The sequence below is a fragment of the Microbacterium schleiferi genome (assembly GCF_020781975.1).
Lineage (GTDB): Bacteria > Actinomycetota > Actinomycetes > Actinomycetales > Microbacteriaceae > Microbacterium.
In genome coordinates this window covers 24,554-50,498 of record NZ_JAJGNI010000011.1, presented here as the reverse complement: position 1 = coordinate 50,498, position 25,945 = coordinate 24,554, and the positions used below count along the sequence as shown (strand labels likewise).

General features: G+C 66.0%; 23 protein-coding genes and 2 tRNA genes. 12 read left to right on the top strand and 13 right to left on the bottom strand.

Features of this window, described 5'->3' with window-relative positions; all coding sequences use genetic code 11:
- Nucleotides 1–72 precede the first annotated feature (72 nt).
- Both LL236_RS12800 and LL236_RS12795 read right to left on the bottom strand, forming a co-directional pair.
- Nucleotides 73–145 (bottom strand) — tRNA-Ala (locus LL236_RS12800).
- A gap of 10 nt (nt 146–155) precedes the next feature.
- Nucleotides 156–229, bottom strand: a tRNA-Ile gene (locus LL236_RS12795).
- Nucleotides 230–410: 181 nt separating this feature from the next.
- Here LL236_RS12795 and LL236_RS12790 point away from each other — a divergent pair.
- Nucleotides 411–1,124 carry a VIT1/CCC1 transporter family protein gene (locus tag LL236_RS12790; protein WP_228179216.1) on the top strand — a complete coding sequence of 238 codons (714 nt, stop codon included), beginning with the start codon at nt 411–413 and terminating at the stop codon, nt 1,122–1,124.
- Nucleotides 1,125–1,164: 40 nt separating this feature from the next.
- On the opposite strand, the gene LL236_RS12785 is transcribed toward LL236_RS12790, so the two are convergent.
- The 7 genes from LL236_RS12785 to dnaA form a co-directional block, all read right to left on the bottom strand.
- Nucleotides 1,165–1,566, bottom strand: a complete 402-nt coding sequence (locus LL236_RS12785; RefSeq protein ID WP_228179215.1) for a DUF3566 domain-containing protein — start codon at nt 1,564–1,566, stop codon at nt 1,165–1,167.
- Nucleotides 1,563–4,130: a DNA gyrase subunit A gene (gene gyrA, locus LL236_RS12780; RefSeq protein ID WP_228179214.1), complete on the bottom strand. Its 2,568-nt coding sequence runs from the start codon at nt 4,128–4,130 to the stop codon at nt 1,563–1,565. The genes LL236_RS12785 and gyrA overlap by 4 nt, the downstream gene beginning before the upstream one ends.
- Before the next feature lie 38 nt (nt 4,131–4,168).
- The gene (gyrB, locus tag LL236_RS12775; protein ID WP_228179213.1) at nt 4,169–6,208 is read right to left on the bottom strand and encodes a DNA topoisomerase (ATP-hydrolyzing) subunit B; all 2,040 of its coding nucleotides are present in this window, start codon (nt 6,206–6,208) and stop codon (nt 4,169–4,171) included.
- Nucleotides 6,209–6,329: 121 nt separating this feature from the next.
- Nucleotides 6,330–6,827, bottom strand: a complete 498-nt coding sequence (locus LL236_RS12770) for a DUF721 domain-containing protein (protein WP_228179212.1) — start codon at nt 6,825–6,827, stop codon at nt 6,330–6,332.
- A complete protein-coding gene (gene recF, locus LL236_RS12765) occupies nt 6,824–7,993 on the bottom strand; it encodes a DNA replication/repair protein RecF (RefSeq protein ID WP_228179211.1) in 1,170 nt (389 codons plus the stop codon). The genes LL236_RS12770 and recF overlap by 4 nt, the downstream gene beginning before the upstream one ends.
- A 46-nt stretch (nt 7,994–8,039) precedes the next feature.
- Complete coding sequence (gene dnaN / locus LL236_RS12760) at nt 8,040–9,191, bottom strand: DNA polymerase III subunit beta (protein WP_228179210.1); 1,152 nt, start codon at nt 9,189–9,191, stop codon at nt 8,040–8,042.
- Nucleotides 9,192–9,642: 451 nt separating this feature from the next.
- Nucleotides 9,643–11,061, bottom strand: coding sequence for a chromosomal replication initiator protein DnaA (gene dnaA / locus LL236_RS12755; protein ID WP_374198032.1), 1,419 nt, complete (start codon nt 11,059–11,061; stop codon nt 9,643–9,645).
- Between the two features lie 296 nt (nt 11,062–11,357).
- Between dnaA and rpmH the strand changes: the two genes are divergently transcribed.
- The 9 genes from rpmH (at nt 11,358) to LL236_RS12710 (ending at nt 16,943) form a co-directional block, all read left to right on the top strand.
- The gene (rpmH, locus tag LL236_RS12750) at nt 11,358–11,495 is read left to right on the top strand and encodes a 50S ribosomal protein L34 (protein ID WP_193597422.1); all 138 of its coding nucleotides are present in this window, start codon (nt 11,358–11,360) and stop codon (nt 11,493–11,495) included.
- Nucleotides 11,496–11,502: 7 nt separating this feature from the next.
- Nucleotides 11,503–11,838 carry a ribonuclease P protein component gene (rnpA, locus tag LL236_RS12745; RefSeq protein ID WP_228179209.1) on the top strand — a complete coding sequence of 112 codons (336 nt, stop codon included), beginning with the start codon at nt 11,503–11,505 and terminating at the stop codon, nt 11,836–11,838.
- The gene (gene yidD, locus LL236_RS12740) at nt 11,835–12,185 is read left to right on the top strand and encodes a membrane protein insertion efficiency factor YidD (protein WP_228179208.1); all 351 of its coding nucleotides are present in this window, start codon (nt 11,835–11,837) and stop codon (nt 12,183–12,185) included. The genes rnpA and yidD overlap by 4 nt, the downstream gene beginning before the upstream one ends.
- Nucleotides 12,186–12,191: 6 nt before the next feature.
- Nucleotides 12,192–13,349, top strand: a complete 1,158-nt coding sequence (gene yidC, locus LL236_RS12735; RefSeq protein ID WP_374198033.1) for a membrane protein insertase YidC — start codon at nt 12,192–12,194, stop codon at nt 13,347–13,349.
- A 16-nt stretch (nt 13,350–13,365) separates the two neighbouring features.
- Complete coding sequence (locus LL236_RS12730; protein ID WP_228179206.1) at nt 13,366–13,878, top strand: Jag family protein; 513 nt, start codon at nt 13,366–13,368, stop codon at nt 13,876–13,878.
- Between the two features lie 24 nt (nt 13,879–13,902).
- Nucleotides 13,903–14,529, top strand: a complete 627-nt coding sequence (rsmG, locus tag LL236_RS12725; protein WP_228179205.1) for a 16S rRNA (guanine(527)-N(7))-methyltransferase RsmG — start codon at nt 13,903–13,905, stop codon at nt 14,527–14,529.
- Nucleotides 14,530–14,658: 129 nt separating this feature from the next.
- Nucleotides 14,659–15,627, top strand: coding sequence for a ParA family protein (locus tag LL236_RS12720; RefSeq protein ID WP_308017280.1), 969 nt, complete (start codon nt 14,659–14,661; stop codon nt 15,625–15,627).
- Entirely contained in the window at nt 15,627–16,556 is a 930-nt protein-coding gene (locus LL236_RS12715) for a ParB/RepB/Spo0J family partition protein (RefSeq protein WP_228179204.1), read from the top strand. The genes LL236_RS12720 and LL236_RS12715 overlap by 1 nt, the downstream gene beginning before the upstream one ends.
- Before the next feature lie 48 nt (nt 16,557–16,604).
- Nucleotides 16,605–16,943 carry a tryptophan synthase subunit alpha gene (locus LL236_RS12710; RefSeq protein ID WP_228179203.1) on the top strand — a complete coding sequence of 113 codons (339 nt, stop codon included), beginning with the start codon at nt 16,605–16,607 and terminating at the stop codon, nt 16,941–16,943.
- A 109-nt stretch (nt 16,944–17,052) separates the two neighbouring features.
- Here the strand turns inward: LL236_RS12710 and trxA are convergent, their stop codons facing one another.
- The 4 genes from trxA to LL236_RS12690 all read right to left on the bottom strand — a co-directional run bounded on the left by trxA (nt 17,053) and on the right by LL236_RS12690 (nt 22,383).
- A complete protein-coding gene (gene trxA / locus LL236_RS12705) occupies nt 17,053–17,376 on the bottom strand; it encodes a thioredoxin (protein WP_228179202.1) in 324 nt (107 codons plus the stop codon).
- 75 nt (nt 17,377–17,451) lie between these two features.
- Nucleotides 17,452–18,435 (bottom strand): thioredoxin-disulfide reductase, encoded by a 984-nt coding sequence (gene trxB / locus LL236_RS12700; RefSeq protein WP_228179201.1) that lies wholly within the window; start codon nt 18,433–18,435, stop codon nt 17,452–17,454.
- Nucleotides 18,436–18,541: 106 nt separating this feature from the next.
- A complete protein-coding gene (gene murJ, locus LL236_RS12695) occupies nt 18,542–20,140 on the bottom strand; it encodes a murein biosynthesis integral membrane protein MurJ (RefSeq protein ID WP_228179200.1) in 1,599 nt (532 codons plus the stop codon).
- On the bottom strand, nt 20,137–22,383 hold the full coding sequence (locus LL236_RS12690) for a DUF6049 family protein (RefSeq protein ID WP_228179199.1): 2,247 nt from the start codon (nt 22,381–22,383) through the stop codon (nt 20,137–20,139). The genes murJ and LL236_RS12690 overlap by 4 nt, the downstream gene beginning before the upstream one ends.
- Before the next feature lie 105 nt (nt 22,384–22,488).
- On the opposite strand from LL236_RS12690, the gene LL236_RS12685 reads away from it, so the two are divergent.
- Together LL236_RS12685 and LL236_RS12680 are read left to right on the top strand one after the other, a co-directional pair.
- Nucleotides 22,489–24,033: a DUF7059 domain-containing protein gene (locus LL236_RS12685; RefSeq protein ID WP_228179255.1), complete on the top strand. Its 1,545-nt coding sequence runs from the start codon at nt 22,489–22,491 to the stop codon at nt 24,031–24,033.
- 353 nt (nt 24,034–24,386) lie between these two features.
- A complete protein-coding gene (locus LL236_RS12680; RefSeq protein ID WP_228179198.1) occupies nt 24,387–25,829 on the top strand; it encodes a CCA tRNA nucleotidyltransferase in 1,443 nt (480 codons plus the stop codon).
- Nucleotides 25,830–25,945: the final 116 nt, after the last annotated feature.

Genomic DNA, 25,945 nt, shown 5'->3' with positions numbered 1-25,945 from the left:
TCGCAACGCTACGCGGCGGCTGTTACGCGCGCGTGACGTTGCGAGAGGCAGGGAACCTCCGGAGGAAAACTGTGGAGCCTAGGAGATTCGAACTCCTGACATCCTGCTTGCAAAGCAGGCGCTCTACCAACTGAGCTAAGGCCCCGGGGCTTGCGTGGGGCTACCAGGACTTGAACCTGGGACCTCTTCATTATCAGTGAAGCGCTCTAACCGCCTGAGCTATAGCCCCGTGCGCTGTCGGCGCATCGCACCGTCAACCTCCAAGACTTTACCCGACGGGGCGCGGTTTCCACGAATCCGGGCGCTGGGTCGCAGCGAGCGCTCCGCGCGGCCCCTCCCGGTCCGCCGTCGGAGTTCGCTTAGCCGATCCTTCATTGCGCACCGCCATGGTGAGTTGTTGACTGAGCGGCGTGACAGACGCAACACACGCCCACGAGCCGCACGCCACCGGCGTGAGCCAGAAGCTCAACTGGCTGCGAGCCGGTGTTCTCGGTGCCAATGATGGCATCGTCTCCGTTGCCTCACTCGTTGTCGGTGTCGCGGGCGCGACGACCGACACTCCGGCGCTCCTGCTCGCAGGTGTGGCCGGCCTCGTCGGTGGCGCTATCTCGATGGCGCTCGGCGAGTACGTGTCGGTGAGCAGTCAGCGCGACAGCGAACGCGCACTCATCGCGAAAGAGCGCCGCGAACTGGCCGAGATGCCGGCGGAAGAGCTGGAAGAGTTGACGCAGCTTTACCAGGAGCGGGGTCTCAGTCGCGACACCGCGGTGCAGGTCGCGAAGGAGCTCACGGCCCACGACGCCCTCGCGGCTCACCTCGAGGTGGAACTGCACATCGATCAGGACGACCTCGTCAGCCCGTGGCAAGCCGCGTTCTCGTCGGCTGTGGCGTTCACGTTCGGAGCGCTTCTGCCGCTGCTCGCGATTCTGCTCCCCCCGCCGGAGTGGCGGGTGCCGGTCACCGTCGTGGCAGTGCTCATCGCGCTGGCGGTCACCGGTTCTATCTCCGCGCGCCTGGGCGGCGCGTCGCAGGGACGCGCCGTCTTGCGCCTGGTTATCGGTGGCGCGCTGGCGCTAGCGGCAACCTACGCGATCGGTACCCTGCTCGGCACCACCGTCGTTTAGCGCCGGCGTTCGCCGAGCCGATGCGTGAACTGCTGGCGCGTCAGTTCGAGGTGAAGCCGACGAGGAGTCCGCCGGTGACCTTCACCGCGAGGTTGTAGATGCCGGCAACAACGGCGCCCATAACGGTCACGACCACGAGGTTCAGGATCGCGACGATCGCCGAGAACGCCAGAACCTGCGGGAGCGACAAGATTGCCGACATGGAGAAGGCTTCGCCGGTCACGCTGCCGATGAACTCGTCAGCCTGCGAGATGAGGCCCGTGCTCTCCAGGATCAGGAAGATCAGGACGAAAAACACGACGGTCGCGATGGCGATCGCGACAGCCGCGAGGAACGACAGCTTCACGGCCGACCAGAAGTCAAGGTAAACGAGCCGCAGGCGCACCTGCTTCGTCGTGGTCTTGCTGGATTTCTTGGCGAGTTTGTCGGCAACCGTCGTCATGCGTCGGGACTTCCTTCAACGATCTGGGGGGAGGCGGCGTCATCCGACGCATCCGTGGCCGCGGCGACTTCTGCCACAACCCGCTCTCCGTTACGCGCGACCGCGATGATGCGATCCTCGTCATCGGGGCGGGCGAAGACGACACCCATGGTGTCGCGACCCTTGGCGGGGACCTCGGCCACGGCAGAGCGTACCACCTTGCCGCTGGCAAGAACCACCAAGACCTCGTCCTCCTCCGAGACGATCAAGCCGCCCGCGAGAACCCCTCGATCCTCAGTCAGCTTCGCGACTTTGATGCCCAGGCCACCGCGGCCCTGCTCCCGATACTGGGCCACATCCGTGCGCTTGGCGTAGCCGCCTTCGGTGACGACGAACACGTATCCCTCGTCACGAACCACGGATGCCGACAGCAGGCAATCGTCGCCGCGGAACGACATTCCCTTGACGCCCTCGGTCGCCCGTCCCATGGGGCGAAGCGCAGCATCCGTCGCGGTGAACCGCAGCGACATACCCTCCCGGCTGATCAACAGGATGTCGTCGCCTTCGTCCACGAGCATCGCGGAGGTCAGTTCGTCTCCGGCATCCTCACCCTCACCGCCGCGCAGCTTGATGGCGATCACGCCGCCCTGGCGGTTGGTGTCGTACTCGGTCAGGCGCGTCTTCTTCACCAGGCCGCTGCGGGTGGCCAGCACCAGGTAGGGGGCTGCCTGGTAGTCGCGGATGTCGAGGATCTGAGCGATCTCTTCCTCGGGCTGGAGCGCGAGGAAGTTCGCGACGTGCTGGCCCTTCGCGTCGCGCCCCGCCTCGGGAAGCTCATACGCCTTCGCCCGGTAGACGCGGCCCTTGTTCGTGAAGAACAGCAGCCAGTGGTGGGTTGTCGTCACGAAGAAGTGCTCGACGACGTCGTCAGCCCGCAGTTGCGCGCCCTTGACGCCCTTGCCGCCGCGGTGCTGCGACCGGTAGTTGTCGCTGCGCGTGCGCTTGATGTACCCGGCGCGAGTGACGGTGATGACCATCTCTTCTTCGGGGATGAGGTCTTCCACCGACATGTCACCGTCGTAGCCGGGCAGGATCTCGGTGCGTCGATCATCGCCGAAGCGCTCGACGATAGCGGTGAGTTCGTCGCGGATGATAGAACGCTGGCGCATCGGGTCGGCGAGGATCGCCTGGAAGTCCAGGATCTGAGCCTCGAGCTCGGTGGCTTCGTCGATGATCTTCTGCCGTTCGAGGGCGGCGAGGCGACGCAACTGCATCTGCAGGATCGCATCGGCCTGGATGTCGTCGATCTCGAGCAGATCCTTCAGACCCTCGCGCGCATCATCGACGGTGGCAGAGCGACGGATGAGGGCGATGACCTCGTCGAGCGCGTCGAGCGCCTTGAGGTATCCGCGCAGGATGTGCATCCGCTCTTCGGCCTTGCGGAGGCGGAATCGGGTGCGCCGGACGATCACCTCGACCTGGTGCTCGATCCAGTAGCTGATGAAACCGTCAAGCGGCAGCGTGCGCGGCACACCGTCGACGATGGCCAGCATGTTCGCGCCGAAGTTCTCTTGCAGCTGCGTGTGCTTGTAGAGGTTGTTGAGCACGACCTTCGCGACAGCGTCGCGCTTGAGCACGATGACCAGGCGCTGGCCGGTGCGGCCCGAAGTTTCGTCGCGGATATCGGCGATGCCCGTGATCTTGCCCTCGCGGGCGAGGTCACCGATCTTCACCGCGACGTTGTCGGGGTTGACCTGGTAGGGCAGCTCCGTGATCACCAGGCACGTCCGGCCCTGGATCTCTTCGACATTGACCACCGCGCGCATCGTGATCGATCCGCGGCCGGTGCGGTAGGCATCCTTGATTCCCTTGGTGCCGAGAATCTGCGCGGATGTCGGGAAGTCGGGGCCAGGGATCCGCTCCATGAGAGCTTCGAGAAGCTCCTCGCGGGTGGCGTCGGGGTGCTCGAGTGCCCAGAGTGCGCCGGCGGAAACCTCGCGCAGATTGTGCGGCGGGATGTTCGTCGCCATCCCGACCGCGATACCCACCGACCCGTTGACAAGCAGGTTCGGGAACCGCGCCGGCAGCACCATCGGCTCCTGCGTCTGCCCGTCGTAGTTGGGCTGGAAGTCGACAGTCTCTTCCTCGATGTCCCGGACCATCTCCAACGCGAGCGGCGCCATCTTGGTCTCGGTGTATCGCGGTGCGGCAGCCCCCTGGTTTCCGGGGGTACCGAAGTTCCCCTGTCCGAGCGCTAGCGGGTATCGCAGCGCCCACGGCTGAACGAGGCGGACGAGGGTGTCATAGATGGCCGAGTCACCGTGCGGGTGATACTGACCCATGACCTCGCCCACGACACGCGAGCACTTCGAGAACGACTTGTCGGGGCGGTAGCCGCCGTCGTACATGCCGTAGATCACACGGCGGTGCACGGGCTTGAGCCCATCGCGCACGTCGGGAAGGGCGCGGCCGACGATGACGCTCATCGCGTAGTCGAGGTAGGACCGCTGCATCTCCAGCTGCAGGTCGACCTGATCGATTCGACCGTGGTTGTGCACCGGCTCGGGACGTTGTTCGTCTGCCATGTCTGTCTCTACTTCGTCGTTTCGATGTGCTCGCGTACTCAGATGTCCAGGAAGCGGACGTCTTTCGCGTTTCGCTGGATGAACCCGCGGCGGGACTCCACGTCCTCGCCCATGAGGATCGAGAAGATCTCATCGGCGGCGGCGGCATCGTCGATGGTGACCTGGCGCAGCGTCCGGGTCAGCGGATCCATCGTGGTCTCCCACAGCTCCTCGGCGTTCATCTCACCGAGACCCTTGTAGCGCTGGATCGCGTTGTCTTTGGGGATGCGCTTGCCCGCGGCAGCTCCCTCGGTCAGAAGCGCGTCCCGCTCGCGGTCCGAGTACACGTACTCGTGGGGGGAGTTGGTCCACTTGATCCGGTACAGCGGGGGCTGCGCCAGGTAGACATAGCCGGCTTCGACGAGCCCGCGCATGTAGCGGAACAACAGAGTCAGCAGCAGCGTCGTGATGTGCTGACCGTCGACGTCGGCATCCGTCATCAGCACGATCTTGTGGTACCGGGCCTTCGCGATGTCGAAGTCCTCACCGATACCCGTGCCGAAGGCGGAGATCATCGCCTGGACTTCTTTGTTACCCAGGGCCCGGTCAAGGCGCGCGCGTTCGACGTTCAGGATCTTTCCGCGAAGGGCAAGGATCGCCTGGGTGTGCGGATCGCGACCACCGACAGCCGAGCCACCGGCCGAGTCCCCCTCGACGAGGAAGATCTCACTGATCGACGGGTCCTTGGAGACGCAGTCCTTCAGCTTGTCGGGCATCGCCGCCGACTCGAAAACGCTCTTGCGGCGTGCGGTTTCGCGTGCCTTGCGAGCAGCGAGTCGTGCGGTTGCCGCATCGATCGCCTTGCGGATGACGTTCTTGGCCTGCGCGGGGTTGCGGTCGAGCCAGTCCGTCAACTGGTCGCCGACGACCTTCTGCACGAAAGCCTTGGCTTCGGTGTTGCCGAGCTTCGTCTTGGTCTGACCCTCGAACTGCGGCTCAGAGAGCTTCACCGAGATGACGGCGGTGAGTCCCTCACGGATGTCTTCACCCGTGAGGTTGTCATCCTTCTCCTTGAGCATGCCCTGGGCACGCGCGTACCGGTTGACGAGCGTCGTCAACGCGGCGCGGAATCCCTCTTCGTGGGTTCCGCCCTCATGCGTGTTGATGGTGTTCGCGAAGGTGAACACGTTCTCGGTGTAGCTCGTGGTCCACTGCATCGCCAGTTCGAGCGAAATGTGGCGGTCAGTGTCTTCGGACTCCACCTCGATGATCTCGTCGTTGACGACCTCTGTCTTGCGCACCTTGTTGAGGTACTCGACATAGTCCACGAGCCCGCGCTCGTAGAGGAAGTCATCGTGGGGCTGGGTGGCGGCCGCATCGCTGGACTGGTCGTCGACGACGTAGGCGGACTCCGGGCGCTCGTCTCGCAGCGTGATCCGCAGCCCCTTGTTGAGGAAGGCCATCTGCTGGAAACGGGTCCGGAGGGTGTCGTAGTCGAAGTGCACGGTGTCGAAGATCCCGGCATCCGGCCAGAACGTGATGGTCGTTCCGGTCTCGTCGCTCGGCTCGCCCTTCTCGAGCGGTGCGAGCGGAGTTCCGCCGTCTCGGAACGACTGGCGCCAGACGAATCCCTGGCGCTTGACCTCGACCTCGAGGCGCGTCGACAGGGCGTTCACGACCGAGGAGCCGACGCCGTGCAGACCACCGGAGACCGCGTATCCGCCGCCGCCGAACTTACCGCCGGCGTGGAGCACCGTCAGGACGACCTCGACGGTGGACTTTCCCTCGGTGCGGTGCATGTCAACCGGGATTCCGCGGCCGTTGTCGACCACCCGAACGGCACCGTCCTCGAGGATCGTGACCGTGATGGTGTCGCAATAGCCGGCCAGGGCCTCGTCGACCGAGTTGTCGACGATCTCGTACACCAGGTGATGAAGGCCCCGCTCACCGGTCGAGCCGATGTACATGCCGGGTCGCTTGCGCACCGCCTCCAGTCCTTCGAGGACCTGGATGGCGTCAGCCCCGTATTCGTTCTGGACCTTGCCGGCGTTTGCGAGCTGGGGATCTTCGGGAACGCTTTCAGGGACTTCTGAGGGCATGGTGAGAGGCGCTCCACATCGACGATAGGACTATCGGACAGTCTATCAAGTCCAGGGCAGCATTCAGCGCTCTGCGGGCCTGTGGCGCGATGAAATTCGCCGCGACGTCCCGGGAGGTGGGTCAGCCGTAGGTATCGCGCGGACCGCGGCCTGGAACGGCTCTCGGCCCCCATTTCCAGGAGGGGACGTCCGGCCCGATGAAGCGGACGCTCTCGACCCCGGCGTCCGGGAACCGACGAATGATCTCGGTGAGGATCTGCGAGCGCATGTTCTGCAGCTGCCGAGCCCACGCCGTCGAATCGGCCTGGACGGTGAGGATGCCGTCGACAAAGCCCACCGGACGGGTGTGGCGGGCCGTCTCGGCCCCGGCAACCTCGTTCCAGGTGAGAACCACATCTTCCCGCGCCAGCTGTGCGTCCCATCCCGCCTCCCGCGTGAGGTCGGTGAGGATGTCGGCGACCCCCTTCGGGTCGCGACCCGCCGTGAACGGCTCGTTCTCGTCATCGGTCCTGCGCCTCCGGCGGCGGGCGACGCGGGCCGTGGGGGCGAGCCCTCGCAGACGCAGGTACGTGGCGATGGTCTCGGGAACCGACGATGTCCTTTCCGCCTCCGTGCTCACGACACGTCCCGCTCAGCGGGGCCGGTGCCACTCAGGGTGCCCGCCTCGACCCGGACCGTACCGACCCGAAGCGCCGCGGGAACATCCTGCTCGACCGCGGCGGTCACGATCACCTGCTCGAACTCACCCACGATGTCGGCCAGGCGCGCCCGGCGACCCGCGTCGAGTTCGGCGAAGACATCATCAAGGATGACGATCGGGTCGCCGAGCTGAGAGTCGGCTCGGAGCAGGTGCGCCGACGCAATACGCAGCGCCAGGGCCAGCGACCACGATTCGCCGTGCGAGGCGTACCCGCGGGCGGGCAGGCCCCGAAGCGAAAGTAGGAGGTCGTCCCGGTGGGGACCCACGAGGTTGACCCCCCGTTCCAGTTCCGATGCGCGTTTTTCGCGCAACGCGGCGCGAAATCGCTCGAACAGGTCGCCGGTCTCGGTGACGCCGGCCGGGCCCTCGTCGTCATCGGGGTCGGCGCCGTCTACCGCGAGCACCCACCGTGCATCCGGGGCGTGATCGGCTCCGGCGATCGAGGCGTATGCATCGGCGATCGGTCCCGCGAGATCCCGCACCAGTGCCTCGCGCGCGCGGATGATCTCGACCCCGAGGGCGACGAGTTTGTCATCCCACACATCCAGGGTCGGGAGGGCTTCAGCGTCCAGGCGCCTGGCGCGGGCCGATTTCAGCAGCGCCCCGCGCTGCTTGAGAACGCGGTCGTAGTCGGCGAGTGTCGCCGACAGTCGCGGGTATCGCTGCACCAGAAGCTGGTCGGCGAAGCGGCGCCGCGCGCCCGGATCACCGCGGACGATCTGCAGGTCTTCCGGCGCGAACAGGACGACATGCGCGTAACGTCCGAGCTCTCCGGTGCGGATGCCGGTTCCGTTCACCTGTGCACGGTTGGAGCCCTGGCGATTGATCTGGACGTCGACGTTCAACCGCCGTTCCCCGTGCGCGAGGGTTGCCCGAACGATGGCGAAGTCCGAACCGTCGCGCACCAGCGGTGCGTCAGATGACACGCGGTGGGAACCGGCCGTCGCGAGATATCCGACAGCTTCAGCGAGATTCGTCTTGCCCTGTCCGTTGCTTCCGACCAGAACCGTCGGTCCGCTGGAGAGCTCAAGCTCGGCACGAGCGTAGTTGCGGAAGTCGGTGAGACTCAGCCGCTCGACAATCATCGGTACAGGCTATCCGCCACCGGCGACGCGCAACCCGCGTCGGCGATCAGCGCAGCAGCAGGTTGGGCTGCAGCAGGTACTTGAAGGAATCCTCGCCCGAACGGTCGACCGAGGTCTGGGCGGTAATCAGCACGGGGCTCAGCTTGTTGGCGTTATCGCTCGAGGTGAAGGTCACCCGTGCGAACTCGCTGCGAACCGCGCCGAGAGCCTCGAGCAGGTACTGCGGGTTCAAGCCCAGCGTGACATCGTCACCGCTCAGCGTCGCATCGACGGATTCGGTAGCCCGGGCCTGTTCGGTGCCGGCGGCATCCATCGACACGCCCTCTGCGGTGAACGTGAACCGCAGCGGCGCTGACCGGTCAAGCACCAGCGACACACGGCGCACCGCTTCGGCGAACTCCGAGGTGCTGACGACTGCGTGGTGTTCGGTCTGCTCGGGGAACAGCCGGCGGACCGGAGGGAAGTTGCCCTTGATCAGCAGAGACGTGACTGTCTTGTTGCCCGCCGTGAACGCGATGATCTCGCGGTCGCCGCTCCCCGAGAACGCGATCGAGATCTGCCCCGAGTGCGCGAAGGTCTTGCCGACCTCGGTCAAAGTGCGGGCGGGAACGAGAGCTGTCGCACCCGCTTCGGATGCTCCACCTGCCGGATCCCAGGGAATCTCCCGCAGGGCGACCCGGTAGCGGTCGGTGGCGACGAGGCTCAGACGGTTGCCGGAGACTTCGAGCTGAACACCGGTCAGCACCGGCGTGACATCGTCGCGGGATGCCGCGAAGGCCACCTGCGCGATCGCGGTGGCGAAATCTTCGGCGGGGACGAGACCCGACTCGCCCGTGACTTCGGGAATCGCAGGGTACTCGGCAACCGGCATGGATGCGAGCGTGAAGGTCGCCGAACCGCAGGTCAGCAGGATCCCACCGTCGTCGTCAACGCGAACAGTGACCGGAGCGTTGGGCAACCGGTTCGCGATCTCGGACAGCAATCGACCGTGGACGAGAATCGTCCCCGGGTCATCGACCGTTGCCTCGATGAGGGTTCGTGCCGATGCTTCGTAGTCGAACGCCGACAACGACAGGCCGTCTGCGCTTGCCTCGATGAGGATGCCCGCCAGGATCGGCTGCGGATTGCGTTGTGGCAGCAGCTTGACGACGAACGACACAGCCTCGCTGAACACATCGCGGTTGACTTCGAACCTCACGTGCGCTCCCTCGATCCGGTTGGGCTCTCCCATGCTAGTGCCCACATGTCTTGTGACTTCAAGAGATCCGCGGGGGCTCGCCCTGACGGCAGCGTCGCACCGAAGGTCATCGAACCGGATTCATCTCAAGAAGTTCTTTGTCATGGTGTTAACAGCTGTGGGAACTGTGGATGAATCGCGCGATCCCTTGTGCCGAGCCGAAACCACATTCGTGTCATTTGTGGAGGGACTGCGGATGAGTTGCGTGAAGCGACGCGTCGGCGTTCGCGACGGAAGCTCTCGTTCCACAAGCGCGCGCAGCTTCATTCACAACTGAGCGTGCAGCTTCCACACTTATCCACAAGTTATCCACACTGTGGGGAACGCGTATTTTTGTGCCACCACCCGCGTCGTGTCAAATGAGAATCCATGAGCTTCCTATGAGCCCCGGATTCGTCGCAAGCGAGTCGGCTCAGCGGCCGTTGCGGCCCAGCTGAGCGGTGATCTCAGACACCTGGTTGTAGATGGAGCGACGTTCCTTCATGAGGTCGCTGATCTTCTTGTAGGCGTACATCACCGTCGTGTGATCGCGGTTCCCGAAGAGCTGCCCGATCTTCGGCAGCGAGAGGCTCGTCCGCTCTCGGCACAGATACATGGCGATCTGACGGGCGGTGGCGACTGCCTGCGAGCGGCTGGACCCGTAAAGGTCGTCGACCGAAAGCTTGAAGTACGTAGCGGTGGCCGCGATGATGTCGGTCGGTGAGATGACGTTGGCGTCATCCTGATCGATGATGTCGCGCAGCACGGTCTGGGCCAGCGAGATGTCGAGGCTCGAGCGGTTCAAGCTCGCGAAAGCCGAGACCCGGATGAGTGCGCCCTCGAGTTCGCGGATGTTCGATGAGACCGCGGTGGCGATGTACTCCAGGACGTCGTCGGGAATGTGGAGTCGCTCACTCTGCGCCTTCTTACGCAGGATCGCGATGCGCGTTTCGAGGTCGGGTGCTTGGACATCGGTGATGAGGCCCCACTCGAACCGACTCCGCATCCGATCTTCGAACCCGGTCAGGTGCTTCGGGGGCACGTCGCTCGTGATCACGACCTGCTTGTCGTGGTCATGGAGCTGGTTGAAGGTGTGGAAGAAGGCTTCCTGGGTCTCTGCGCGGCCCTGCAAGAACTGGATGTCGTCGATGAGGAGGATGTCGACATCCCGGTATCGAGCCTGGAACGCGGCGCCCCGGTTGTTGGCGATCGAGTTGATGAAGTCGTTCGTGAACTCTTCGCTCGAGACGTATCGAACCTTGATCCCGGCATAGAGGCTGATCGCGTAATCGCCGATCGCGTGCAAGAGGTGGGTCTTGCCGAGTCCGGAATCGCCGTAGATGAAGAGCGGGTTGTAGGCCTTGGCCGGCGCCTCAGCGACGGCTACCGCGGCTGCATGAGCGAACCGGTTGGACTGGCCGATGACGAAGTTGTCGAAGGTGTACTTCGGGTTCAAGCGCGTGTCGGTTCGCGACGGGGTGTTCGTCGACTCGACGGGTTCCTCGGCAGCGCGGTGAACGGATGCCGCGGGCGGGGCTGCCAGCGGCATGACCGCTGTCAGGTGAGACTCGGCGAGTTCCGGATTCACGACAACGCGAAACGCCGAAATGGTTTCACCACTGCCATCCTCAGCGTGAGCCAGTGCCTCGAGAATCGGCGCGCGCATCCTCTTGTTGATCTGCGCTGCGGTCAGCTCATTGGGAACATCGAGGTAGAGGGTTCCACCCATGACGCCCTGCGCCACCGCGAGATTGAGGAATCCTTCGAGCTGCGGAGTGATGCGATCGTCCCCGCGCATGATCTCCAGTGCGGCAGTCCAAACCGGAACATCGGGAATCTCCTGGGTCACCATGGCCCCCCTCAGGCATTAGCGGCATCGGTGCGGCGAGCCCGTCCCCGGCTGTGGATAACTTTCGGAGCAACGGTAGTCAGCGGCATCCGTCAGCGCAAAATCAACTGTAGACGCGACGCGCGTGTCGTCTCCAGATGGTGGATGACGCTGGGGATAATGTTCCTTCCCCTCCGGTCGGTTTGAGTTCGGGAGCTTCGCGACGTACCCTTAGTCGGTTGACTTGTGCCCTCGCGGCCGTCCCCGATTCATCGTCCCGGTGTGAGCATCCCGGCGACACCACATCCGGAAGTGATCTCATGAGCAAGCGTACGTTCCAGCCCAACAACCGCCGCCGCGCCAAGAAGCACGGCTTCCGCGCCCGCATGCGCACCCGCGCCGGCCGTGCCATCCTCTCGGCTCGCCGCGCCAAGGGTCGCAGCGAACTCTCGGCCTGACCTCACAGTGCTTGCGCGCGCCCACCGGATCACCCGGGGCGCGGACTATCGTTCCGTCGTCCGCCGGGGTCGCCGGTGTGTGGCTGCGCACCTCATGAGCTATACGACGGTTTCGGTGGATGCCGGGCCGTCTCGGTTCGGCTTCATCGTCAGTAAGCAGGTCGGCTCTGCGGTCACGCGCAACACTGTGCGTCGACGGCTGAAGGCGATCAGTGCCGGCCTCGTCGATGAGGTCCGCCCGGGGTCCCAGGTCGTCATCCGCGCATTGCCCGCCGCGGCTGACGCACCGTACGACGTTCTCGCCAGCGAGGTCAAGCGCTGTCTCACGGGAGAGCGTCGATGAGTCAGCTGCCCTCGTACGCTCTCGGCCACGCGCACCTCGATTCCGCTGACGTGGCTCGGGCTGTTCCCCTTGTTCCTCGCAACGCCGTGCTTGCGCTGTTGCACGGATACCGTGCGACGATCTCCCACCTTTACGGCGACGTGTGCCGGTACTATCCCTCGTGCTCGGCCTATGCCGTCGGCGCTGTACAACAGCACGGCGCTCTCAAGGGAGCAGCCCTCGCGGCGGCACGGCTGAGTCGATGCCATCCGTGGGCGAAGGGTGGCGTCGATGACGTTCCACCCCACGAGCACTTCCCCTTCGATCTCACCCGGCACGGGTTCGTCGTGCCACGCAGAAAGGACTGATCCTTGCTGGATCTCCTCGCCAATGCGACCCCCTCTCCGTCGCCCACCGCGGCGGCCGGCGGCGGCTTCGATCTGTTCGGCATCATCCTGTGGCCACTGAAGTGGGTAGTCGAACTCATCCTCGTCGCGTGGCACTGGCTCTTCACCGCGATCGGACTGCCTCCGGCCGAGGGCATCACCTGGGTCTTGGCGATCGTCGGCCTCGTCGTCGTCGTGCGTGCCGCACTCATCCCGCTGTTCGTCAAGCAGATCAAGTCGCAGCGCAAGATGATGGAGATCGCTCCCGAGCTCCGCAAGATCCAGGACAAGTACCGCGGCAAGAAGGATCAGCTCTCTCGCGAGGCCATGAGCCGCGAGACGATGGCGTTGTACAAGAAGCACGGGACGAGCCCCGTTTCCGGGTGCCTTCCGCTGCTCGTGCAGATGCCGGTGTTCTTCTCGCTGTACTCCGTGCTCAGCAGCGTCAAGGTCAACGCCGAACTCGGTCTCGGTGGTGTCGGCGTGCTCGGCCCGGAGCTCACCAAGCAGTTCTACGACGCCTCCCTCTTCGGAGTTGCGTCCCTGCACGAGACCCTCATCGACGCCTGGAACACCGGCAACACGCCTGCCGTGATGATCCTCGTCGTGCTCGTCATCCTGATGATCGCCTCGCAGTTCTTCACGCAGCTCCAGATCATCTCCAAGAACCTCTCCCCCGAGGCCAAGACCGGCCAGGCCTACCAGATGCAGCGCATCATGCTGTGGGTCCTGCCGTTCGCGTTCGTCTTCTCGGGTGTCTTCTTCCCGCTGGGTGTCGTGCTCTACTGGTTCACCAGCAACATCTGGACGATGGTTCAGCAGTTCATCGTCATCCGTGAGATGCCGACCCCGGGCTCCGAGGCGGCGAAGCAGCGCGAGGAGCGACTGGCTCGCAAGGGCAAGGCGATCGACTCCAGCGGCAAGGTCGTGCCGATGGACAAGTACTTGGCCGAGCAGCAGCGACTGCTGGAAGAGGCTGAGAAGGCGAAGGCTCAGGCTCCGAAGCGTGAGCAGCCGATGAGTAAGCAGCGCGCGAAGAAGCAGGGTAACCGCTCCGCTGGCGGCGCCACCTCTCGGCCACAGAATCCGCGCCCCACGGGCAGTGCAGCGGAGGGCCCATCACCCTCACCGGAATCGAACAAGTAGGAACAAGAGGGTGGAGATGACAACGACCCCCGACACCGCTTCGTCTCGCGCAGAGGCGACGATCGAAGACCTGGAGCAGGAAGGCGACGTTGCCGCCGACTTCCTTGAAGGACTCCTCGACATCGCGGACATCGATGGCGACCTCGCCCTGGACGTTCGCAACGGTCGCGCGTACGTCTCTATCGAGCAGGACGGCGGTGAGGGAGCGGCAGATCTGGGTGCTCTAGCCGACCCGACGACCGTCCAGGCGCTCCAGGAACTTACGCGCATTGCTGTGCAGAACCGTACCGGGCGCTTCTCGCGCCTGATCCTGGACATCGGCGGTTCTCGCGACACGCGACAGCGAGAGCTCGATGCCCTCGTGGATCGTGCTGTCGCTCGGCTGGACGAGGGTGCGTCGCAGGCCTCGCTCCCCCCGATGTCGAGCTACGAGCGCAAGCTCATCCACGACCTTGTCGCCGAGCGTGGCCTTGTCTCCGAGTCGTACGGCGAGGGCGCCGATCGACACACCGTGATCCGCCGCGCCTGAGTGCGCGTTTCACGTGAAACATCGATGACCACTCTTGAGGCCGAACCCGCCGCAGCGGCTGCCCTGTTCGGTGAGCGGATCGACCTTGCCCGTGAGTTCACGGCGGCTTTGGCCGAGCAGGGCGAGACCCGAGGACTCATCGGTCCCCTGGAGCTTCCGCGACTGTGGACGCGGCACATTCTGAATAGTGCGATCGCTGCCCCCCTCTTCGATGGGCGCGCTGCTGACATCGGCTCGGGGGCGGGCCTCCCGGGAATCGTCCTGGCTATCGCCCGACCCGACGTCACGTGGACGTTGGTCGAGCCGATGGAGCGGCGCGTCGCCTGGTTGACGGAGCAAGCCGACGCTTTGGGTCTCGGCAACGTCACCGTGGTTCGTGCTCGTGCGGAGGAATGGGCGCCCGAGGCATCCGTCGATGTCGTCACTGCGCGTGCTGTGAGTGCGCTTCGCACGCTGATTCCCATGACGGCTCCGCTGGTTCGTCCCGGAGGAAGGCTCATGCTCTTCAAGGGGCGAGGTGCCGAGGCGGAGATCGAAGCCGCCCAGAAGCAGATCCGTCGATTCGGACTCACCGACGTCGGGGTACTCACTCTCGGAGAGGGCGTTCTCGACGAGACAACCCGTGTCGTTCACGCCACCGTCGGTGGCTGAGCCGCTCGAGGCAGTCATGAGTGCGGCAGCATGTTTCACGTGGAACGGTGAGCCATCGGATCGACCCCGGGCCGGGTCGGAAGCCGCACGTAGAGTAGAGAAGCCCTTGACCCGATCGGAGCGTTTCACGTGAAACACGACGAGGATCCCGCGACGGACTCGTTCTACGACACCCCCTTGGCACGCGAGCTCGCAGACCTCACCGCCCGTCGTCGGGCCCTTGACGCGATCCCGCTGGAGTACGCGGGTCGACGACGGATCTTCACGGTGTCGAATCAGAAGGGCGGCGTAGGTAAGACAACGTCGACCGTCAACCTCGCAGCGGCATTCGCGCACATGGGTGCCCGGGTGCTGGTCGTCGACTTGGACCCCCAGGGCAATGCATCCACGGCGCTCAGCATCCCGCACAACGCGGAGACCCCGAGCGTGTACGACGTTCTGGTCGAGGAGCGACCGCTGTCCCAGGTCGTCCAGCAGAGTCCCGAGTCCCCCCGGTTGTTCTGTGCACCGAGCACGATCCATCTGGCTGGCGCCGAGATCGAGCTCGTTTCGCTCGTTGCTCGCGAACGACGGCTGCGTACCGCGCTGGAGAAGTACCTGTCGAAGAAGGGCGCGGATATCGACATCGTGCTCATCGACTGTCCGCCCTCGCTCGGCCTGCTCACGATCAACGCCTTCACCGCCGCAGACGAAGTACTCATTCCGATCCAGTGTGAGTACTACGCGCTCGAGGGGCTCAGCCAGCTGATGGGGACGGTGTCGATGATTCAGAAGCATCTGAATCCCACACTGACGCTCTCGACGATTCTTCTCACCATGTACGACGGGCGTACCCGCCTCTCGCAGCAGGTTGCTGACGAAGTCCGCGCGCACTTCCCGAACCAGGTGCTCACCACCGTCATCCCCCGTTCGGTGCGCATCTCCGAGGCCCCGAGCTTCGGGCAGACTGTGATCGCCTACGATGGTCAGTCGGTCGGGGCGGTGGCCTATCGCGAGGCGGCAGTGGAGATCGTCCGACGGGATCACCGTGCGGATAGCGCGGATGTCGACGCCGAGGGTTCAGCCCCGGATCGCGAGGCTGAGGAAAGGGACGAGTGATGGCCAAGCGAACGGGACTCGGTCGAGGAATCGGCGCTCTCATCCCTACCGCCGATCAGGGCGAGAGTCGGCCGGTAGACGTGTTCTTCCCGGAGGCGCCTCCCGCGGAGGATCTCGTCACGGTACCGGGAGCCCGGCTGATCCACATCGACCCGAACACGATAGTTCCCAATCCGCGCCAGCCCCGCACGAACTTCGACCCTGACGAACTCGCGGAGCTCGTCCACAGTGTGCGCGAGTTCGGTGTGCTCCAGCCCGTCGTGGTCCGCGATCGCGGTGACGGGACCTATGAGCTCATCATGGGCGAGCGACGCACTCGGGCTTCCCGGGAGGCGGGACTCGACTCGATCCCAGCGATCGTCCGCGACACTGCAGACGAGCATCTCCTGCGGGACGCTCTGCTGGAGAATCTGCACCGCTCACAGCTGAATCCCCTGGAAGAGGCGTCGGCCTACCAGCAGTTGCTCGAGGACTTCGGCATCACGCAGGAGGAACTCGCGGGACGGATAGGTCGCTCCAGGCCCCAGATCAGCAACACGATCCGCCTGCTCAAGCTGCCGATCCCCGTGCAGCAGCGCGTGGCAGCCGGGGTCATCAGCGCCGGACACGCGCGCGCCATCTTGTCGGTCGAGGGAGATGACGCCATGGCGCGTCTCGCTGACAAGATCGTGAACGAAGACCTGTCGGTCCGTGAGGCTGAAGCTGCAGCGAAGGGCGCGGCATCCGCTGGCCGTAAGCCTGCGAAGCCTCAGGCTGGGGGCCGCCGCGGTCACCTCGACGAGTTGGCTGAGAGGCTCGGTGATCGCCTCGACACTCGGGTGAAGATCACACTCGCTGCAAAAAAAGGCCAGATCAGCATAGACTTCGCAAGTATTCAGGACCTCAACCGCATTCTTGCCGAGCTCGGTGTCGAGGGCTTCGGTTCCTGATCATTCACATCCGGGCGACGTAGCCTCAGAGCGACGTACGCTGGAGTAATGACGCGCGAGAATTCGGCCCCGACTCGTCGGGCGAGTCTCGAGCTGCTGCGCGCCGAAGCGGCTGATGAACTGTCGGTTCTGGTCGAGGAGCGGTTGCGCGCGGGCGAAGATCCCTGGGAGTTCATGGACGATCTCCCCACCGTGGATGAACTCGTCGTTCTGATGCTGCGTGCCGAGAACATCCTCACCACCGGCTTGCCCTCAACCGGCATCCGTCACTACCGGGTGCTCCGGCAGATCGCGCTGGACTACCCGCCGCTCACCCGTGCGGTGTGGCGGCTTCTCGGCTCCGCGCGCCACCGCACGTGGGATTCCCTGCTTCCCGACGTTCCGTGAGGCGATCCGTCAGCGCGACCCCGCGCGGAAGACGCACACCGCGCAAGGCCCAGAAATGACGGATGCCGCGGACCCTGAGGGAACCGCGGCATCCTGTGGGAACGAAGGGTCAGCCGATGAACTCGGCGAGATCCTGTTCCAGTGCGTACTTGGGCTTTGCACCAATGATCGTCGTCTTGACCTCGCCGCCCTGGAAGACCTTCATGGCGGGGATCGAGGTGATCTGATACTTCATCGCGAGGTCGGGGTTCTCGTCGACGTTGAGCTTGAGGATCGTGATCTTGTCGGGGTGCTCGGCCTGGATTTCATCCAGCACCGGGGCGACCATGCGACACGGGCCGCACCAGGCTGCCCAGAAGTCGACAAGAACGGGGCCTTCGGCCTGCAGGACATCCTGGTCCCACGTCGCCGAGGTCGTAGCTGAGGCACTCATGTGTTCTCCTTCGTCAAAACGTTCAGTTATGAAAACGCGTCAGGGGGCGCGATTGTTCCGATGCGTGCGCGGCGCTCAGGCCAATGCCTCGGAGGGGACGTCGACGGGCTCGTCAGGGAGGGGGTCGGTGGCGTCTTCGAGAAGAGCGGCGAGGTAGTGCTCCACATCCAGAGCTGCGACGGCGCCGGAGCCCGCCGCGGTGACAGCCTGTCGGTACGTCGGGTCGATGACATCGCCGGCGGCGAAAACGCCGGGGACCGACGTGCGCGACGACCGACCTTCGAGCTGGATCGTGCCGTCTTCGGTGAGTTCGAGCACGCCGTGCACGAGGTGCGTGCGCGGGTCGTGCCCGATCGCCACGAAGATCCCGTCGAGCGCGAGCTCCGAGGTCTCGCCGGTGACGGTGTTACGCAGCGTCGCGCCAGTCACCTGGTCCCCGCCGCTGATGTCGATGATCTCGCTGTTCAAGATGAACTCGATCTTCTCGTTGGCGAACGCACGATCCTGCATGATCTTGGACGCCCGAAGCTCGTCGCGGCGGTGAATGATGTAGACCTTCGAGGCGAACTTGGTCAGGAACGTCGCCTCCTCCATCGCCGAGTCGCCCCCGCCCACGACCGCGATGACGCGCTCCCGGAAGAAGAACCCGTCGCAGGTGGCGCAGTAGGAGACGCCGCGACCCGAGAAGGTCTTCTCGCCCTCGATGCCGAGCTTGCGCGGGGCGGAACCTGTCGCGAAGATCACGGCGTGAGCGTCGTGGGTCGCGCCCGACCCAAGGGTGACGGACTTCACTGCACCGTCGAGCGACACGGAAACGACGTCGTCATAGACGATCTCGGAGCCGAATTTTTCAGCCTGGGCCTGCATTTTTGCCATCAGGTCGGGACCCATGATGCCGTCGGGAAAGCCGGGGAAGTTCTCCACCTCGGTGGTGTTCATGAGCTCGCCACCGGCTTCCACCGAGCTGGCGATAACGAGCGGCTGGTGCCCACCCCGGGCCGCATAGATAGCTGCGGTGTACCCGGCAGGACCGGACCCGATGATGATGACATTGCGCATGAGCGACCCTTCGTTGCGGTTCCGGATGCTTCAACACATGCTATCCGCGCGGCATTCCCCGGGCCTGGTTGCCCGCAGTGTCGTTCACGGCTCAGTCGAGCGACGTTCACCGCCGAGAGATGATCCGCCGGACGGTCTGCCATGCCGTCGTGAGCTCGGGAACGCGCAGCAGGGCGAGGATGCCGACGTAGACCGCCAGGGCGACGATGCCGATCAGAGCAGAGCCGAGTGCGCCGGTTACCTGGTTCTCGAGCATCCAGCTGGTTTCAGCGCCGGACAGGAGGTACACGCCCCAGCCGACGAGACCCGCGGGAACAGCAGCTGCGGCAAACAGGGCAAGGGACGGCATCCATCGCCGGATTCCGATGCGAGACAGACGCCGACGCAGAAACCAGGTGGCCAGGGAGAGCTGGACGCACACGGCGAGGGACTGACCGAGCGCGATGCCGGCGGTGACGAATGCTGTCGGCAGGTTCAGTGCGAGCACCGCCGTGATCATGACGATGCTCGCCTGCACGAGGGTGAAGAAGAACGGGGTTCGCGTGTCGTTGTAGGCGTAGAAGACGCGTCCGATGATGAACAGGACGGTCTGGGGGATGAGCCCGACGAGGAAAGCCAGCAGCACCCACGACGCATCCATCGCGTAGTCCGGAGTGGTGGTGAAGATTCGGGAGGCCGGTACTGCGGCGGCGGCGAGGACCGCGGTGGAGATCACCATGAACAGGCCGAGAAGACGGATGCTGCGCGCGATGTCGGTGCGGACCTCTTCGTCTCGGCCAGCGGCGGCATGCTCGCTCAGCTGGGTGAAGTAGGGGGTGCCGATCGACAGGACGAACACCGAGAAGGGCAGCATGTACAGCAGCCACGCGTTCGCGGCGACGGTGGCGGCGGGCGCGTCACCAGACACGACCGACATGATCTGGCTCTGCACGATCCCGGCGATCTGCCCGACGATCACCATGAGGAAGGTCCAGCCGGCGAGGCGACCGATGTTGCGAAGACCCACGCCCCGCCACGCGAAGTCGGGGCGCAGATGCAATCCGGCTCGCACCCAGAAGATCATGAGCACTGCTGCCTGCACGACGATGCCGAGGGTGGCGGTTCCGGCGAGCAGCGCAATCATCGTCGGTGTCCAGTCGGATACCTCGGTGACCGGGCCGCCGAAGATCACGATGAAGGCGCCGAATCCCGCGATCGAGATGACGTTGTTGGCGATCGGGGCCCAGGTGAACGGGCCGTACACCCTCCGGGCGTTCAGGATTTCGCCGAGCAGCGCGTAGAGCCCGTAGAACAGCAGCTGCGGGATGCACCAGTACGCGAATGCGGTAGCCAGCGCGAACTGGGAGGGCGTGAACTGCGACGCATACAGCTGCACGAGGAGGGGAGCCGCGACCGTGCCAATGGCGGTGGTCACAACCAGGGCGACGGTGCCGAGGGTGAACAGTTTCGAGATGAAGGCGCGGCCGCCGTCGGCGTGCGCGGCAGCTTGCACGATCTGCGGCACGACGACCGCGGTCAGCAGGCCCGTCGAGATGATCGCGTAGAGGTTGTTCGGTAGCTGATTCGCGATCGTGAAGGCGTCAGCGGCGCGGCTCCCCACGGAGCCGACGGCCGCGACGAGCACCATCGAACGCAGGAACCCGGTGAGCCGCGACACCAGCGTGCCGGCGGCGATGAGGGTGCTTGCACGCCCGATCGAACTCACGACTGCTCCTTCGGCGCGGTGCTGTCGGCATCCGTCGCGGTGTCGGCGCCCGCGGTGTCGGTTGCTGCGGTCTCAGGGCCCTCGGTCTCAGGGCCCTCGGTCTCAGGGCCCTCGGTCTCGGGGCCCTCGGTCTCAGGGCCCCCGCTCTCGGGGCGGCGACGAATGCGACGGACGGTTCGAACCGCGCCGATAGCGAGGAACGCCGCCGCAAGGACCGACAGGATGACGAGCCCGATCGTCTCCCAGTCGGCGCGCACGTTCACTTCCAGCGACTGGTCGGTGCCGATACGGACGCCGGTGGGGCTGGTCAGTGACAGATCCACCTCGACGGTGCCGCTGCCAACCCGCGCCTTCACGGGGAGCGAGGCGCGCGTGCTCTGTTGCGGTCCGATCTCGACCTCGCTGCTTTCGGTGACCTCGAGTCGCAGGTCATCGCTGCGGGCGTGCAGGGTGACGGTCACGGGATAGGGCAGGTCATTCTTGATGCCCACGGGGATCTCGGCGTCGGCGGCGACCAGCTGGATCGGGCTCGGCGGCAGGATCGCAACCGACGAGAGGGTAGCCCGCGTGGCCTCGGCATGCGCGTCGAGGGCGTCGGCCCACGCGGCATCCTGCCCCGTCCAGCCGAGACTCAGGAGCTGCAGGATCTCGGCGCGCTCGGCACCCGTCAGCAGTGACGGCTCCGCGATGACACTGGCGAAGGACTCGATGCGCTGCTCACCGTCCAGCAGCGTCGGAACGACCTCGATCCGCGTCGTGGCGAGGGGTTGGTCGGTGATGGTCACCTCCCTCGATTCGCTGCTGATCAGAGCGGCGAGTCCCAGCGGCCGTGCGCCCGGGAGGGCCTGAGCCGCGTCGATGGCAGCACGCAGCGCGACGGCACTGCGCGTCGGGTTGCGGTCGAGGGCAACCACCGTCGCGCTTCCCGTCACGGGGAGCGCCTCAAGGGCGGATGCCTCGGCGAGGGCTGCCGCGCGGTCAAGCGCATCGGCGCTCACGGCAGCCGTCGAGAGCACGGCGCTCACGTCGGCATCGGCGACGAGCAGGCCTGCATCGCCGGCGCGAGCATGCGCCGCAGGCGACGGGGCTGCGATGGCTGTCGTGTCGGTGAGTGTCAGTGCCCCGCCTGCGCCGAGTGCGGCCACGACCTCGGCAGTGACAGCGTCGGGCCACCAGATGTCGGTTGTGGCGCCGACGTCCAGGAGCTCGTCGAGCGTGGGGAGCCCGGACTCGTCATCCGTGTCGGATTCGGAAGGCGTCGCGGTGGCGGTGGGGGTCGGCTCGGGATCGTTGCCCGAGAAGCCGGCCGGGTCGATGTAGGCGGCAAGCGAGGTCGGTGCCAGCGGCGGCACAACCCCGGCGGCGACCTGGGCCGAGGGGTCGGCGTCGCCGAACTGCAGCGCGAACCGGTCGTTGGGGAGCGCCTCGAAGCGTGCGAGCCAGTCTCGAGCGGTCGCCGGGGCGGTGGTGCCGAGGGCCCGGATCGCGGCAAGGATCGCGGGGTCGACCGCGAGGATCGCGTCAGTTCCCTGAACACCGGTGAGCACCGCGGTCAGTGCGCCGTCCTCAGCGGTCAGTGATGCCAGGTCGTCGGCGCTGAGCAGGCCTCGGCCCGTCGGTGGGGCAGTGATCGGCACGATGACCGCGACATCCGAGGCCGCCCCGGTGGGCACGACGAAGACTGACGCAGCCCGCAGGGTGCGCCCCGCCACCGTGACGTTCGCGAGCACGGGGTAGACGCCGGGGGTGCGGTCGGTGAGCACCGGGTCGGTTGCGGGGACGCGCACGATGGCGCTCGTGCGCTCGCCGGCCGCAGCCGGGTCGAGCGACGCGGTGCCGACGATCGTCGGGGTGCGCTCGGTCAGGGGGGAGGCGAGCCAGTCACCGACGTCGGTCCTGGTGGTCAGGGGTTCGGTGCCGATCGCGACGGTCACCTGCGTCGCGGCTAGCGGCGTGGATCCTGCGGTGAGGCCGATCGAGAGGGCGAGCGAGTCGCCGGGTGAAACAACACCGCCAGAGAGGGGAGCCGCTACGAGTTGCGGATCAACGGCGGTTGCCGTCGGGGTCGGCGTTGCTGCGGCAGCGGCTGGCGTGGCATCCGTCGCGAGCCCGCCGGCTGCAAAGAGCACCCCGATCGCGACAGTTGCCGAGAGGCGGCGTACGAGTCCGCTGAGACCGGTGCGGCGGCGCGGCACAGGGTGGCCGGGAGGCGCGGATGCGGGGAGCGGGGTGGGCGCGGTCATGTCGTATCGCGGGACGACCGCTGATCGTGCGGATCCCGCCGGAATTCTACGGTCCGCGCCTCGGAGCATCCCGCAGGCCGTCCGCGCTTGAATGGATCCGTGACGATGCCCCTTCATCCCGACTCCACGACGTGCGCCGCCCTGGCGTCTGACCTGACAGCCGCCGGCTACACGGCCGAGGCCTTGCGGAACGCCTGGGGTTCCGTGGGCGATGCCGCGATCGGGCGCGGTCTGCGGGGGCCGGCCGTCCGTGCGCTCGCGCCACGCGACGACGCTCTTGCAACCCTCGCACGCCTGCTCGGACTCGGGATGCAGCAGCCGGTGAACGCCGTCGACGGTGCACTGCCCCGCACCGGAGCTGCAGGACTCGTCACGCTCGGTCTCGCGATGATCGACGGTGAGACAGTGGTGCCGGCCGCCCTGGTCAGACCGCAGGAGTGGGGCGGCGAGACGGATGCCGATGCTGGCGAGTGGTGGATTGCGAGTGATCTCGACGAAGCGGCCCTCGAGGGAGCGTTGCCGACCGATCATGTGCTCGGGGTTGGTGGGGCGTCGCTGACCCTCGCGGCCCTGCAGCTGCCCACGCCGGCGGGTCGAGTGCTGGACCTCGGCACCGGATGCGGCATCCAGGCCCTTCGCGCGCGCCTCTACGCCGACCAGGTCGTCGCGACCGACATCTCGAGCCGTGCACTGGGGTTCGCGCGCCTGAGCGCCGCACTCAACGGCGCTGACGGCATCGATGTGCGCCACGGCAGCCTCTTCGACCCGGTCGCCGGCGAGCGGTTCGACCGTGTGGTCTCGAATCCGCCGTTTGTCATCACCCCGCGCGGTGCAACCGCCGACGGGGTCTCGGCTCCCGCCTACGAATACCGCGACGGCGGCGCTGTCGGGGATGATCTCGTGCGGCAGGTCGTCACCGGAGTGGCTGATGTGCTCGCGGACGGCGGTATCGCGCAGTTTCTCGGCAATTGGGAGTACCGCGACGGACGCGATGGCCTCGATCGTGTGCGGGAGTGGGTGGCCGCGGCATCCGTGCCGATGGATGCGTGGGTCATCGAACGCGAGATCCTCAGCCCCCTCGACTATGCCCAGCTGTGGGTGCGCGATGGCGGTACGCCGCCGGGCTCACCCGAGTACGCAGCCCTCATCGACCTGTGGCTGCAGGATTTCGAGCAGCGCGGGGTGACCGGCATCGGCTTCGGCTACGTCCTGCTGCGCCGCCCCGGGGCGGGCACGGCTCCCCTGTCGCGTTTCGAGCGCGTGAGCTCGCCCTCCCCGCAGGAGGGGCTGGGCGCGGACCTTGCCCGGGCCGTCGCGGTGCACGATGTGCTGGGAATCCGCGATGACGTCGGGCTCGCGGCATCCGTTTTCACGACCGCCCCTGACGTCACGGAAGCGCGCCATTTCGTGCCCGGCGCTGAGGACCCCACCGTCATCGAGCTGCATCAGGGTCGGGGTTTCGGCCGCACGCTCACGGTCGATCCGGGTCTCGCGGCGCTCGTCGGTGCGTGCGACGGTGACCTCCCAGTCGGAGTGCTCATCGACGCGATAGCCGAGCTGCTCGAGGTGGATGCCGCAGCACTTCGTGCCGACCTGCTGCCGCGGGTCCGCGAACTCGCCTTCCTCGGCTTCCTCGACCCCGTCGCCTGAGCCTCGCTGCTGGCGCCGGTTCGCCGAGCGAGGCATCCGAGCGGAAACACGGAGCGGAGCGGGGTGCGGGTCAGGGGGCTGGCACCGGGTCTGGCGGGAGCCGGCGCAGCCGGCGAGGGCATGTCCCCCTGACCCGCACCCCGCGGAGCGGATTCCAGGACCGCCGAGTTGGTCTTCGTTTCGCCGAGTTGGTGTTTGTTTCGTCGAGTTGGTCTTCGCTTCGCCGAGTTGGTCTTTGTTGGGAGGTGCAACTCGACTGAATGGAGTGCAACTCGTCTGGACGAGGGACAACTCGGCTGGGGGGGGGTTACGCGCAGCGGAGTCCACGGACCCCCACCGGTAGGCTCGGTCCCATGCTGAACATGGCTGAGGGTGTCGCGCGCCTGGGCGCCCTCGCCACCTCTCCCGTCGTCGCTGCAGTTGCGGCGGCGTTCGAGGAAGCGGGCTTCGAACTCGCGATCGTCGGCGGTCCGGTGCGCGATGCGCTGCTGGGCCGAACCACGCACGATCTCGACTTCACGACGAACGCGCGACCCGACGACATCCTGCGCATTGTTGCGCCGTTGAGCACGGCGCACTGGGACATCGGGCGGGATTTCGGCACGATCGGGGCGCGGATTGCGCTTCCCGGTGGAGGTGCCGAGCAGGTCGAGATCACGACCTATCGGGCCGACAGTTATGACGGGGTTACCCGCAAACCGACTGTCGAATTCGGTGACACGCTCGAAGGTGATCTCGTGCGCCGCGACTTCACTGTGAACGCCATGGCGCTGCGGGTTCCGTCGCAAAAGCTCGTCGATCCTTCCGGCGGAGTCGAGGATCTCCTCGCACAGCGACTGCGAACTCCGGCCGATCCCGCGGTGAGTTTCGGCGACGATCCGCTCCGGATGCTGCGCGCCGCCCGGTTCGCGTCCCAGCTGTCGTTCGACGTCGATTCCGAGACGGTTTCGGCGATGCAGCGGTTGCGCGAGAGCATCCGGATCGTCAGCGCTGAGCGGATCCACGGCGAGCTCGTGCGTCTCATGCAGACCGATGACCCGTTGCGCGGCATCCGTCTGCTTGTCGAGACGGGGCTGATGGAGCAGTTCCTGCCCGAGGTTCCGGCGCTGCGGCTCGAGATCGACGAACACCACCACCACAAGGATGTCTACGAGCACTCGCTGACGGTCGTGCGTCAGGCGATCGAGCTCGAGCACGAGCGGCATCCGGATGCCGAGCCCGACGTGCCGCTGCGGCTTGCTGCGCTGCTGCACGACATCGGCAAGCCCGCTACGCGCCGCCTGGAGCCGGGCGGCGGTGTGACGTTCCACCACCACGACATCAAGGGTGCGCGGATGGCGCGTAAGCGCCTGAAGGAGCTGCGGTTCGATGCGGCGACGATCGACACGATCACGACGCTCATCGAGCTGCACCTGCGGTTCTTCGGGTACGCGGAGGGGGCGTGGACCGACTCCGCGGTGCGGCGATATGTGCGGGATGCCGGCGACGAACTGGAGCGCCTCCACATCCTGACCCGCGCCGATGTCACGACCCGCAACAAGCGCAAGGCAGCGCGTCTGGCATCCGCGTATGACGACATCGAGCGACGGATCGCTGAACTTGCCGCGCAGGAGGAGCTCGACGCGATGCGCCCCGAGCTCGACGGGAACCGGATCCAGGAGGTGCTGGGTATCGGTCCCGGCCGCGAGGTTGGCGAGGCTTACCGGTTCTTGCTTGACCTGCGGCTGGATGAGGGAGTGCTCGGCGAGGCCGAGGCCGAGAAGCGCCTGCGGGACTGGTGGGCGGCCCGGGGCTGATCCCCCGGGCTCACGCCGTCGGTTCGGCGCAACGGCTTCGCTTGCCGCAACACGCCGTGGAGCGTTGGCGCACTGCGCGGTTTGGGGCAAGTGAATCGCTGCGGGACCGGCGCTTG